The organism is Rhodococcus sp. EPR-157, assembly GCF_001647195.1.
Taxonomy (GTDB): Bacteria; Actinomycetota; Actinomycetes; order Mycobacteriales; family Mycobacteriaceae; genus Rhodococcoides.
The window spans coordinates 1-12,518 of record NZ_LVCV01000675.1; the positions used below are offsets into that span (position 1 = coordinate 1).

At 63.3% G+C, this 12,518-nt stretch carries 13 protein-coding genes; 8 read left to right on the forward strand and 5 right to left on the reverse strand.

What is annotated here, in order from left to right:
• The first annotated feature begins 72 nt into the window (after nt 1-72).
• The 8 genes from A2J03_RS28875 to A2J03_RS28910 all read left to right on the forward strand — a co-directional run bounded on the left by A2J03_RS28875 (nt 73) and on the right by A2J03_RS28910 (nt 9,841).
• Nucleotides 73-588, forward strand: a complete 516-nt coding sequence (locus A2J03_RS28875) for a DUF3558 domain-containing protein (RefSeq protein WP_068381509.1) — start codon at nt 73-75, stop codon at nt 586-588.
• Nucleotides 585-1,103 (forward strand): DUF3558 domain-containing protein, encoded by a 519-nt coding sequence (locus tag A2J03_RS28880; RefSeq protein ID WP_068381511.1) that lies wholly within the window; start codon nt 585-587, stop codon nt 1,101-1,103. The genes A2J03_RS28875 and A2J03_RS28880 overlap by 4 nt, the downstream gene beginning before the upstream one ends.
• 284 nt (nt 1,104-1,387) lie before the next feature.
• Nucleotides 1,388-1,762 (forward strand): 30S ribosomal protein S12, encoded by a 375-nt coding sequence (gene rpsL / locus A2J03_RS28885; RefSeq protein ID WP_008714048.1) that lies wholly within the window; start codon nt 1,388-1,390, stop codon nt 1,760-1,762.
• 1 nt (nt 1,763) lies between these two features.
• On the forward strand, nt 1,764-2,234 hold the full coding sequence (gene rpsG / locus A2J03_RS28890) for a 30S ribosomal protein S7 (protein WP_003941856.1): 471 nt from the start codon (nt 1,764-1,766) through the stop codon (nt 2,232-2,234).
• Between the two features lie 130 nt (nt 2,235-2,364).
• A complete protein-coding gene (gene fusA / locus A2J03_RS28895) occupies nt 2,365-4,467 on the forward strand; it encodes an elongation factor G (RefSeq protein ID WP_068381533.1) in 2,103 nt (700 codons plus the stop codon).
• Between the two features lie 121 nt (nt 4,468-4,588).
• Complete coding sequence (gene tuf / locus A2J03_RS28900) at nt 4,589-5,779, forward strand: elongation factor Tu (RefSeq protein ID WP_068381514.1); 1,191 nt, start codon at nt 4,589-4,591, stop codon at nt 5,777-5,779.
• A 193-nt stretch (nt 5,780-5,972) separates the two neighbouring features.
• The gene (locus A2J03_RS28905) at nt 5,973-7,358 is read left to right on the forward strand and encodes a 3' terminal RNA ribose 2'-O-methyltransferase Hen1 (protein WP_068381516.1); all 1,386 of its coding nucleotides are present in this window, start codon (nt 5,973-5,975) and stop codon (nt 7,356-7,358) included.
• Complete coding sequence (locus A2J03_RS28910) at nt 7,355-9,841, forward strand: polynucleotide kinase-phosphatase (protein ID WP_068381518.1); 2,487 nt, start codon at nt 7,355-7,357, stop codon at nt 9,839-9,841. Before A2J03_RS28905 ends, A2J03_RS28910 begins: the two co-directional genes overlap by 4 nt.
• Here the strand turns inward: A2J03_RS28910 and A2J03_RS28915 are convergent.
• Genes A2J03_RS28915 through A2J03_RS28935 form a run of 5 tightly spaced genes read right to left on the reverse strand, consistent with a single transcriptional unit; the run spans nt 9,784 to nt 12,239 of the window.
• A complete protein-coding gene (locus tag A2J03_RS28915) occupies nt 9,784-10,398 on the reverse strand; it encodes an alkaline shock response membrane anchor protein AmaP (protein ID WP_231912761.1) in 615 nt (204 codons plus the stop codon). The genes A2J03_RS28910 and A2J03_RS28915 overlap by 58 nt on opposite strands.
• Nucleotides 10,395-11,327 (reverse strand): Asp23/Gls24 family envelope stress response protein, encoded by a 933-nt coding sequence (locus tag A2J03_RS28920; RefSeq protein WP_068381521.1) that lies wholly within the window; start codon nt 11,325-11,327, stop codon nt 10,395-10,397. The genes A2J03_RS28915 and A2J03_RS28920 overlap by 4 nt, the downstream gene beginning before the upstream one ends.
• A complete protein-coding gene (locus A2J03_RS28925) occupies nt 11,327-11,506 on the reverse strand; it encodes a DUF2273 domain-containing protein (protein WP_068381524.1) in 180 nt (59 codons plus the stop codon). The genes A2J03_RS28920 and A2J03_RS28925 overlap by 1 nt, the downstream gene beginning before the upstream one ends.
• The gene (locus A2J03_RS28930; protein ID WP_068381527.1) at nt 11,503-11,787 is read right to left on the reverse strand and encodes a hypothetical protein; all 285 of its coding nucleotides are present in this window, start codon (nt 11,785-11,787) and stop codon (nt 11,503-11,505) included. The genes A2J03_RS28925 and A2J03_RS28930 overlap by 4 nt, the downstream gene beginning before the upstream one ends.
• Complete coding sequence (locus A2J03_RS28935) at nt 11,784-12,239, reverse strand: Asp23/Gls24 family envelope stress response protein (RefSeq protein WP_068381530.1); 456 nt, start codon at nt 12,237-12,239, stop codon at nt 11,784-11,786. The genes A2J03_RS28930 and A2J03_RS28935 overlap by 4 nt, the downstream gene beginning before the upstream one ends.
• Nucleotides 12,240-12,518: the final 279 nt, after the last annotated feature.

The window sequence follows — 12,518 nt, forward strand, 5'->3', positions numbered from 1 at the left end:
GGTTAAGTGCATTCCCGTGCACCCAATCGTGCCACTACGACGGAGTCGGTGGTCTCCATTAGTGTCCTGGACATGCGCGCACCAGTGATTCTCGGAGTGGTGGCCTGCAGCCTCCTGCTCGCGGGGTGCGGGGGCGGCGACGAGCCGTCGTCCAGCCGAAGTTCCACCACCGCGGATCCCGGTGCCTCGGGCCCGTTCTTCGGCCAATGCGGATCCGTGGACGACGAAGAAGTGCGCAGTACCTTCGCAGTCGGGGCGTTCACGATGATCACCCGCAACTCCGTCGGGTGCGAGTGGGAAGTGAGCGGGTTCGCCGGACCGGCGGTCAGCTTCTCCTGGTACCGGGGCAGTCCCATCGGACGGGAACGTTCGGGCTCGGAATTGATCGGCCGACCCGCCGACGACATCGAGATCGACGGACACCCGGGCTTCTCTGCGGCCACCGACAACTACCTCTGCGAGGTGGGCGTGGAGTTCGGGAAGGACTTCATGCATTGGTCTGTCACTTACGGTGATCAACCACCGACGGCCGACCCCTGCGACGTTGCGCAGCAACTCGCCGAACTGACCATCGAGCGAACCCGATGAAACGCGCGTTCGTTGCTCTCGGTGTCGTGTTCCTGGCCGGCTGCAGCACCACCGTCCAAGGCACTCCTACCGCTCAGCCGTTCGACAGTGGTACCGACTCGGCGTTCACGGATCTGCTCACCGAGTGCGACGCCGTCGCCGACGACCGTATAGCCGAAACCGTGGGTGGCGACGCCATTCAACGCGGCTTCTTCGGGGCCATCTGCAGATGGGACGTGGCAGGCCCGAACGGGATCGTGAAGGTGACCTTCAACTGGTTCGAGAACGGTTCGCTCGATGCGGAACGGGACGCGAACGAGCAGATGATGTACTCGGTGGAGGACATTACAGTGCAGGGCCGCAAGGCTATTCGCTCCCAGCCGCCGAACGATCCTGGATCGTGCGGGGTGACGGCAGGGTCGCCGGACTCGGGCGTCGTCGGGTGGTGGGTGCAGTATCTGCCCGGTTCGGGGTCCCCCGATCCGTGCGAAGCGGCGACGACGTTGATGGATCTGACGATCAACCTCAGTCGCTAGCACAACCGATACCGTTTTGACCCGAGGCCGCGCCGCCGGGTATCGTTATGGGTCGTGTCCGGCCTGGCCGGTCCGTCTGTGTGCCTATGCGAGGTACAGCCGTGCTCATGTTCAGTTTCGAGCGTGCGTTTCGGCTGCCGTGTGGGGGTATGCGACACACCCGACCGCGGGGTGCAAGAGACCCGCGGTAGAAGTACTGGAGCAGCAGCAGTACCGGGTGAGGAGCAGTGTTCTCTTGCTCCAACTGCTAGATCCCTGATTTTCGACACGAAGAAAGCCGGTTCATGCCAACTATCAACCAGCTGGTCCGCAAGGGTCGCACCGACAAGGTTGCGAAGCTGAAGACCGCTGCCCTCAAGGGCAGTCCCCAGCGCCGTGGTGTGTGCACTCGCGTGTACACCACCACTCCGAAGAAGCCGAACTCTGCTCTGCGTAAGGTCGCGCGTGTGCGCTTGACCAGCTCGGTAGAGGTCACCGCCTACATCCCCGGTGAGGGCCACAACCTGCAGGAGCACTCCATGGTGCTCGTTCGCGGTGGTCGTGTGAAGGACCTCCCGGGTGTGCGTTACAAGATCATTCGCGGCTCGCTCGACACCCAGGGTGTCAAGAACCGCAAGCAGGCTCGTAGCCGCTACGGAGCCAAGAAGGAGAAGAGCTGATATGCCACGCAAGGGCCCAGCACCCAAGCGGCCGCTGATCAACGACCCGGTCTACGGATCCCCGTTGGTCACGCAGCTCGTCAACAAGATCCTTCTCGACGGCAAGAAGTCGACCGCCGAGCGCATCGTCTACCAGGCTCTCGAGCAGGCTCGCGAGAAGACCGGCACCGACCCCGTCGTCACGCTCAAGCGTGCACTCGACAACGTCAAGCCGGCCCTCGAGGTTCGCAGCCGTCGCGTCGGTGGCGCCACCTACCAGGTGCCCGTCGAGGTTCGTCCCGGCCGTTCCACCACGCTGGCATTGCGCTGGCTGGTCACCTTCTCGCGTGCTCGTCGTGAGAAGACCATGGTCGAGCGTCTGGCCAACGAGTTGCTCGACGCCAGCAACGGCCTCGGTGCCGCTGTGAAGCGTCGCGAGGACACCCACAAGATGGCGGAAGCCAACAAGGCGTTCGCGCACTACCGCTGGTGACTTACGGCCGGAAGGATGCGGCGAAACTTTCCGTATCCTTTCGGCGTTGTACCGAGTACCTGGACCGGCCTGATCACCATCAAAGCTGGACCAGTCCCACTTCTTCGACTTACAAGGCGGGATGAATTCCGTGGCACAGGACGTGCTGACCGACCTCAACAAGGTCCGCAACATCGGCATCATGGCCCACATCGATGCTGGTAAAACCACCACTACCGAACGCATCCTCTTCTACACCGGTATCTCGTACAAGATCGGTGAGGTTCACGATGGCGCAGCCACCATGGACTGGATGGAGCAGGAGCAGGAGCGTGGCATCACGATCACCTCTGCTGCCACGACGTGCTTCTGGAACGACAACCAGATCAACATCATCGATACGCCCGGCCACGTCGACTTCACGGTCGAGGTCGAGCGTTCGCTTCGCGTGCTCGATGGCGCCGTTGCCGTGTTCGACGGCAAAGAGGGTGTCGAGCCGCAGTCGGAGCAGGTGTGGCGTCAGGCCGACAAGTACGACGTTCCGCGTATCTGCTTCGTCAACAAGATGGACAAGCTCGGCGCGGACTTCTACTACACCGTGCAGACCATCATCGATCGTCTCGGTGCCAAGCCGCTGGTCATCCAGCTGCCGATCGGCGCAGAGAACGAGTTCGAGGGCGTTATCGACCTCGTGCAGATGAAGGCGCTCGTGTGGAGCGGCGAGACCAAGCTCGGTGAGAAGTACGAGATCCAGGAGATCCCGGAAAACCTCAAAGAGCGCGCAGACGAGTACCGCACCATGCTGCTCGAGACCGTGGCCGAATCCGACGAGGCGCTTCTGGAGAAGCACTTCGGAGGCGAAGAGCTCACGATCGACGAGATCAAGGCAGCCATCCGCAAGATGACCGTCAACAGCGAGCTGTACCCGATCCTCTGTGGCTCCGCGTTCAAGAACAAGGGCGTTCAGCCCATGCTCGACGCCGTCATCGATTACCTCCCGTCCCCGCTCGACGTTGCCGAGACCATCGGACACGCCGTCGGCGACGAGGAGAAGGAGATCACTCGCAAGCCGTCCGCAGACGAGCCGTTCGCGGCTCTTGCGTTCAAGATTGCGACGCACCCCTTCTTCGGCAAGCTGACCTACGTCCGCGTGTATTCGGGCAAGGTCGACTCCGGCGCTCAGGTCATCAACTCGACCAAGGGCAAGAAGGAGCGTCTGGGCAAGCTTTTCCAGATGCACTCCAACAAGGAGAACGCGATCGCGACCGCGTCTGCCGGTCACATCTACGCCGTGATCGGGCTCAAGGACACCACGACGGGTGACACGCTCTGCGATCCGCAGAACCAGATCATCCTCGAGTCCATGAGCTTCCCGGACCCGGTTATCCAGGTGTCGATCGAGCCGAAGACCAAGTCCGACCAGGAGAAGCTGGGAACAGCTATCCAGAAGCTCGCCGAAGAGGATCCCACCTTCTCGGTGAAGCTGGACGAAGACACCGGCCAGACCGTCATCGGCGGTATGGGCGAGCTGCACCTCGACATCCTCGTCGACCGTATGCGTCGCGAGTTCAAGGTCGAGGCCAACGTCGGTAAGCCGCAGGTTGCGTACCGTGAGACCATTCGCAAGACGGTCGACAAGCACGACTACACGCACAAGAAGCAGACCGGTGGCTCCGGCCAGTTCGCGAAGGTCATCATCAAGCTCGAGCCTTTCGAGGGCGAAGATGGTGCTACCTACGAGTTCGAGAACAAGGTCAGCGGCGGTCGTGTGCCGAGGGAGTACATCCCTTCGGTGGACGCCGGAGCTCAGGACGCCATGCAGTACGGCGTTCTCGCCGGATACCCCCTGGTCAACGTCAAGGTCACACTGCTCGACGGTGCGTACCACGACGTCGACTCGTCGGAAATGGCCTTCAAGGTCGCCGGCTCACAAGCGTTCAAGGAAGCCGCACGCAAGGCCGGCCCCGTCATTCTCGAACCCGTCATGGCCGTCGAGGTCATCACGCCCGAGGATTACATGGGTGAGGTCATCGGCGACCTGAACTCCCGCCGTGGTCAGATTCAGGCCATGGAGGAACGCAGCGGTGCCCGTATCGTCAAGGCACTGGTTCCGCTGTCGGAGATGTTCGGCTACATCGGAGACCTTCGGTCGAAGACTCAGGGCCGTGCTAACTACTCCATGGTGTTCGATTCCTACGCCGAGGTTCCCGCGAACGTGGCGAAGGAAATCATCGCGAAGGCAACCGGAGAATAATTTCTCTGCTCGCTGGACACGCTGTATCTGAAACACCGTACGACCATGCAGTTCACAAGAGCTGTACGAGACAACCGCACTGCTGCATCAAGCAAGCACCAACAGTCCAGGAGGACACACAGTGGCGAAGGCGAAGTTCGAGCGGACGAAGCCGCACGTCAACATCGGGACCATTGGTCACGTTGACCACGGCAAGACGACGCTGACTGCAGCAATCACCAAGGTTCTGCACGACAAGTACCCGGACCTCAACGAGGCCTCGGCCTTCGATGAGATCGACAAGGCGCCGGAAGAGAAGGCTCGTGGTATCACGATCAATATCTCCCACGTCGAGTACCAGACGGAAAAGCGTCACTACGCGCACGTCGATGCCCCCGGTCACGCCGACTACATCAAGAACATGATCACCGGCGCGGCTCAGATGGACGGCGCAATCCTGGTCGTGGCAGCTACGGACGGCCCGATGCCGCAGACGCGTGAGCACGTGCTGCTCGCCAAGCAGGTCGGCGTGCCGTACATCCTCGTTGCGCTCAACAAGGCTGACATGGTCGACGACGAAGAGATCATCGAACTCGTCGAGATGGAGGTCCGCGAGCTTCTCGCTGCGCAGGACTTCGACGAGGACGCACCGGTCATCAAGGTGTCGGCACTCAAGGCACTCGAAGGCGATCCCAAGTGGGCCGAGAGCGTTGTCGAGCTCATGCAGGCCGTCGACGATTCCATCCCGGACCCGATCCGTGAGACGGAGAAGCCGTTCCTCATGCCCGTCGAGGACGTTTTCACCATCACCGGTCGTGGCACGGTTGTGACCGGACGTATCGAGCGCGGCTCGGTCAACGTCAACGAAGAGGTCGAGATCGTCGGCATCCGCCCCGGCTCGACCAAGACCACGGTCACCGGTATCGAGATGTTCCGCAAGCTGCTCGACTCGGGCCAGGCTGGCGACAACGTCGGTCTGCTCGTTCGTGGCATCAAGCGTGAAGATGTCGAGCGTGGACAGGTCATCATCAAGCCGGGCACCACGACTCCCCACACGGAGTTCGAGGGCAACGCTTACATCCTGTCCAAGGACGAAGGCGGCCGCCACACGCCGTTCTTCAACAACTACCGCCCGCAGTTCTACTTCCGTACCACGGACGTTACGGGCGTCGTGACCCTCCCCGAGGGCACCGAGATGGTCATGCCCGGTGACAACACCGAGATGTCCGTCACGCTGATCCAGCCGGTCGCCATGGACGAGGGCCTGCGTTTCGCAATCCGCGAAGGCGGTCGTACCGTCGGCGCCGGTCGCGTCACGAAGATCATCAAGTGATCTAGCTCCACCCAGCTGTACGAGAAGCGGCACTCACCCGAGAGGGTGGGTGCCGCTTTTTCGTGGTGGGGGCTCCGCCCCCAGTGGCTCGGTTAAGTGCACCCCAGCACACTCAACCGTGCCACTGGCGGCGGAGCCGCCATAAAACCACGCGCGCCCAAACCGACGGTCCCGTAACGTCGTAGGGGTGCTCATGACTCTGACCGCCGATGCGACAACCGATTTCACGGACTCCACCGATCTCGGGTACCTGTTGCACAAGCATCCCGACAAGGTGCAGACCTTCGGGCTGTCGGTCGGATCGGCGACTGTGCTGTACCCGGAAGCCGGACGGGAATCAACTTGTGTCGCACTGCTTCTCGATGTCGACCCGGTTCAGCTCGGACGAACCCAGCCGAAGTACTCGTCGAGCGAATTCGCGCTCGGCCGCTACGTCAACGACCGTCCGTATGCTGGGGCGTCGATGCTGGCGGTGGCGCTGTCACGGGTGTTCAAGCAGGCTATGTCCGGCGTGTGTACGGCCCGCCCCGAGCTGCCGGAGCGTCCGCTGAACCTGACGATCAACCTGCCGTCGGTGCCGTGTCGCGGTGGAAGCGAACTTGCCGCCGAATTGTTCGGACCGCTCGGCTGGACCGTGCAGGCTGTACCGATCGCGCTCGACGAGCAGATCCCGGATTGGGGCGACTCGATCTACCTCGACCTCACACTCACCGGGCGAGCAACGGTGTCGGCTGCACTGAGGCAGCTCTATGTCCTGCTGCCCGTGCTCGACGACGTCAAGCACTACTGGGTGGGCGAGGAGGAAGCAGACAAACTCGTTCGGGCAGCGGGGGATTGGCTTGCCGAACACCCACAGATCACGCTGATCACCGAACGGTACCTCAAGCACCGGCGCGAGCTTGTCGCCTGGGTGGTGGACCGGTTGGTTCCGGACGCGGACCGGAGCGAACCTGCACCACGAGATCCGAGTCTCGGTGAACTGCGTGCGACGGCGGTTCTGGCCGAGTTGAAGGCCGCAGGCGCGTCGAGCGTCGTCGACCTCGGTTGCGGGGAAGGCCGGTTATTGCGAGAGTTGTTCGCGGACAATGGTTTCGACAAGATCGTCGGCGTCGATGTGAGTGCACGTGCGCTGGAGTCGGCACAGCGCCGATTGCGCCTCGCTGATCTGCCGGACCGGCAGCGGGCACGGATCGAACTCCTTCAGTCCTCCGCCACCTACCGTGACTCGCGGCTCATGGGGTTCGACGCGATGGTGCTGATGGAAGTGATCGAACACGTCGATCCGGAGCGGCTTGCGGCACTGCAGCGTTCGGTATTCGGAGAAGCACGAGCCGCGACAGTTGTGGTCACAACACCCAACAGTGAATACAACCAGTTGTACGACGGCCTGGCCGCAGGCGCCTTCCGACACCCAGATCACCGGTTCGAATTCACCCGTGCGCAATTCCGGGACTGGGCGAATGCCGCCGCAGACGACGGCGGCTACGACGTTCGCTACGCGAGCGTGGGTCTCGTAGACGACACACACGGTGCACCTACCCAGATGGCAGTGTTCACCAGACGAGAGGACGCGGTATGACGCAGTACGAACTCCCGGACCTCTCACTCGTGGTCTTGGTCGGAATCAGTGGATCCGGCAAATCATCCTTTGCTGCAAAGCATTTCGGACCGTACGAGACGGTGTCCAGCGATACCTGTCGCGGCATCGTCAGCGACGACCCCAACCAGCAGAGCGCGAGGAAAGATGCATTCGAGCTGCTCGAATTCATCGTCGCCAAACGCCTCGCTGCGGGACGGTTGACGGTCGTCGACGCCACCAACGTGCAACCCGCCGCGCGGAAGGCCTTCGTGAAGCTCGCTCGCGAGCACGACGTGCTGCCGGTAGCCGTTGTGCTGGATGTGCCGGAATCGGTGTGCGCGCAGCGGAATGCCGCGCGCGAGGATCGAACGTTCGGACGCGATGTGTTGCGTCGGCAGCACCAGCAGCTGACGCGGTCGATGCGAGGGCTGTCGAAGGAAGGCTTCCGTGCCGTTCACGTTCTCGGCGGCACCGACGCGGTGAGCGAGGCAACCTTCGTCCGGACCCCACTCCGCAGTGACATGGGGGCGACGGAGGGCCCGTTCGACGTCATCGGTGATATCCACGGGTGTCTAGGCGAATTGACGACGCTTCTGACGACGCTCGGCTATCGAGTGCGGCTCGACGGCGAGGGCCGTTCAATCGGCGCAGTTCCGCCGAGCGGCCGTACTGCGGTGTTCCTCGGTGACTTCGTCGACCGGGGACCGGATTCTGTGGGCGTTCTGCGGTTCGTCATGGGGATGGTCGGCAGCGGTGAAGCACTTGCTGTTCCGGGCAATCACGAACACAAGCTCGTGCAGGCTTTGCGCGGCCGCAAGGTCAACGTGTCGCACGGTTTGGCCGAGACCCTCGCGCAACTTGCCGAGCAGACCGACGAGTTCCGCCGTGAAGTCCTGGAATTCTGCGACGGACTCGTCGCGCACCTCGTCCTCGACTCCGGCAGGCTCGTCGTGGCACACGCCGGGCTGATCGAGAAGTACCAGAACAGGGCGTCGGGCAGGGTTCGTAGTTTCGCGCTCTACGGTGACACCACCGGCGAGACCGACGAGTTCGGGCTGCCGGTCCGATACCCATGGGCGCAGGACTACCGCGGCTCGGCGATGGTTCTGTACGGTCACACTCCTGTTCCGGAGGCCGAGTGGCTGAACAACACGATGTGTCTCGACACCGGTTGTGTGTTCGGCGGGAAGCTGACGGCGATGCGGTACCCGGAACGCGACATCGTGTCCGTTCCGGCCGAAAAGCAGTGGTACGCGCCGGCGAAACCGCTGAATCAGTTCGTGCGAGAAGAGAATTCGCTCGACCTGAGCGATGTCCTCGGACCGACGGGCGTCGAGACATCCCTTCGTGGACGCGTCAGCATTCGCGCCGAGAATGCAGCGGGTGCACTCGAAGTGATGAGCCGGTTCGCAGTCGCCCCCGAATGGCTGCGGTATCTACCGCCGACGATGGCGCCGTGTCCATCGTCGACTCGGGAGGGCTACCTCGAGTACCCGACCGAGGCGTTCGACGCCTATCGACGGGTGGGGGTGACGGAGGTGATCTGCGAGGAGAAGCACATGGGTTCGCGGGTCGTGCTCGTCCTGCACCGTGGTGGTGACGGCATCGCCTACACCCGTACCGGTCGACAGGTGTTCGACGACGATCTGACCCGCGAGCTGGTTGCTGCGGCCGACGAGGGCTTTGCCACGGCGGGCCTGTGGGAGGAACTCGACGCTCGATGGGTGATCGTCGACTGCGAGCTGATGCCGTGGTCCGCCAAGGCAGAGGGCTTGATTTGCAGTCAGTACGCGTCGGTCGGCGCGGCTGCGCGGGCCGACCTCGAAGCCGAGCACTCGGTGTTGGCGCGCGCAGCCGCGCGAGGGCTGTCGGTAGCGGATCGGCAGGAGCGAAACAGTAGACGGCGCAGCGGTATCGCGAAGTTCACCGACGCCTACCGCAGTTACGTGTGGCCGACGGTGGGTCTCGACGGCGTATCGTTGGCTCCGTTCCAGATCTTGGCCACGGACACGGGAGTGCACGTGGACAGGCCGCACCTGTGGCACCTCGGAGTTGCGGACCGTTTGGTCGAGACACGTCCGGACGTGTTCGCCGCGACCCGCAGGATCGTGGTCGATCTGGCATCCGAGGACTCGGTCGCGGCCGGTGCGCGGTGGTGGGAGGACCTGACCTCGGACGGTGGCGAGGGCATGGTCGTCAAGCCTGCCGCAAACAGACCGACCGGAAAGGTGCAGCCTGGCATCAAGGTTCGTGGCCGGGACTACCTACGGTTGATCTACGGCCCGGACTACACCGAACCGGACGCTCTGGCGGCGCTGCGTGATCGGAACCTCGCGCACAAGCAGTCGATGGCGTTGAGAGAGTACGCCCTCGGCATCGAGTCGCTCGAACGAGCGGTTCGCGGGGAGCCGCTGTGGCGGGTGCATCAGGCGGTGTTCGCCGTGCTTGCGATGGAGTCGGAGCCGGTGGATCCGCGGTTGTGAGCGAGGGGCGTAGCCGCACCCACATGGACCTGGACGCGGAGCGCGACGTCCCCACCCTCCATCGAATCGGCCACGAATTGTGCCTTCTGTTCGACGTGGCGGGTGAGGGCGTCGATGTCGATGTGGGGGGACGTCTGGACGGTGACCGCGAGTGTCGCGGTACCGCGGTCGTCGATCGCACGCCCACGTGCGGACTCCACGTCGGGAAACTCCGCAAGATCCGCCGCGACCCCGCGTGCGAGGGCTCCGAGATCGACGCGGACGGCGAGAGCGTGGTCGGAGGAGATCTGCACCGTTCCGGTCCGGCGCGGTGACAGGTTGCCGATCAGCAGGGCGATCGCAACGAGCGTGCACACCACCGCAGTGATGGCCAGAGCGGTTTCCCACCAGCTCTCGGCCGGGAAGCCCGCGAAGATGTCGCGGTCGAATCGCGACAGGGTACGGATGGCGATCGGCACGTCGAAATACCACCCGAGAGCGAAGACTCCAGCGCCGATGAGTGCGAGTCCGAGCAGCACCACGAGGAGTCGGTCCATGACGGCCGTCGCACGCTTCACGACCGAGCCTCCCCGACGCCGGACGGATGCAGTAGACGGACTCGCACTTTCCTGGTGTCCGCGAGCACCGCCAGCACTGGTGCAACGGCTTCGCGCACCGATTCGGTCAGGATTGCGTCGTCGCCGCGTGCGACGCGTCGCACCTCGACCGTCACCTTCTTCTTCGTCACCGTCGTTCGCACCGATTCGGCACCGGCAACGCTGCCGGCGTGATCGCTGCACATTCGGGCTACATCGGTGGGGCGCAGCCACACCATGGGCGACGGTGAGTTCGGCGACCGGACACCTGTATGGGTCTTGGTGCGAGGTGTGAGTCCGAGTACCACCAGAATCAGTCCGACCGCGATCATCCCGGCAGCAGCGGTGATCATCCATGTGGCCCAATGTAAGTCGGCGATCCAGTCGACGGTATTGTCGATCCACGGAGCGCCGACGACGGTGCCGTGGACGATCAGGAATTCACGGCCGGCGACGAAGGCTACGCCGAGTAGTGCGAATGCCAGGACGATTGCGGTGAAGAGAGCCGCAGGACTCGCGGTAGGCGGTCTCGGTCGAAGAACTGGGTGCGTGTTCTCCGAGACCGTGCTCTGGACCTCGCTTCTCGGCGATGTCCCTGCGACGACGACGTTGAGGCGGTGCAGGGGTAGACCGACGATGTCGGCCAGCACGCGCGCGACCTCGTCGTGGACTTCGTGTGCGACATCGGAAATTCGAGACGGCCACTGCACCGCGATGTAGAGATTGACCGACGCGGCATGCTCACCGACCGTGACATCGGCGCGGGGCAGATCACGTCCGGTCAGTCGTGTCATCCCGCCGACCTGACGAACCACATCCGGAACCGTCAGAGCCGCAGCGACTGCGACTCGCGATATGACCCGCTCCTTGATGACGAGCGTGCCGGGGCCACCGGTATCGACCTCGGTCATCACCCACGGCCACGGCTACGTAGCAGGGACGTCAGATCCAATCGGCCATCGAAGTGGGCGCCGAGAGCCAGCCCGACCGCACCGAGAAACAAGGCCAGAACGAAACCGCTGAAGCCACCCATGATTCCAGCGAGGGCCAGCAGCAGTCCGGTGAGTAATCCGACGAAGGTGTAGGTCATGACGTACTCCCTGGATCGATGATGTCTTCGACGGTCACCGAGACCGGAACGGATACGAGCGGTTGTACGGCGTGGCGAACACCGCGAGCGACACCGTTGACGTCGGATGGGTACGCGGCACTGATGTGGATGTCGCACCGCTGCGAATCGATGCGGATTCCGACGACTTTTCGGCCAGGCAGATACGTCGCGATCTCCCCGAACTCTCCGCCGTGCATCGCTGCGACTCCGGCCACCGTCAACGTCGTCGCCGCGACAACATCGGCCAGGTCGGCGGTCATTGGATCCGGCGTCGGACGTCGGCGCCCTCGCCCGAGTACGTAGCCTGCACCGTCTCGTCGAACAGAATGACGTCGTAGACGGTGATGTCGACTTCGGTGACCTCCAACCCGGTCATGCCTTCGACGGCGGAGATGACATTGCGGCGGATCGCTGCAGCGAGTTCGTGGAGCGCCACGCCGTACTCGGCGACGATGCCGATGTCGATTGCTGTCTGCTTCTCGCCCACCTCGACTGCGACGCCTTGGCTGTGGTTGACGCGGGCGCCTGGGATGCGGTCGCGCAATGCACCGACGGCGCGCGCGGTGCCGCCGCCGACGTCGTACACACCGTCGACCTCGCGCGTGGCGATACCTGCGATCTTGGCTACGACCGCGTCGGCGATGATCGTTCGACCCTGCGTGGTGGTCAGCGCTGCCGGGGCGGCTGCGGCGAAGCTGGGGTCCGTGCTCATGGAATCGATCGTAGACGGATCCTGGCCGACCGCATGGCTGTCTCGACGCCGAGTGCGTACGCATTGTTCGTTCATCACGTTCACACGACTGATTTCGCACCAGTAACGAACAGTTCGCGGATGAAGACATAAGGTATCGAAGGACACGTCAGCCGCAACCATGATGCTGGGTTGGGGACACAACTGCTACGACGGAGCCGACGGCGGCCCGTGGACTGGAATCGACTTCGCAATGAAGCTTTCTTCGCTACGTAAACGAGCGGTGCTGCGGAAGACGGC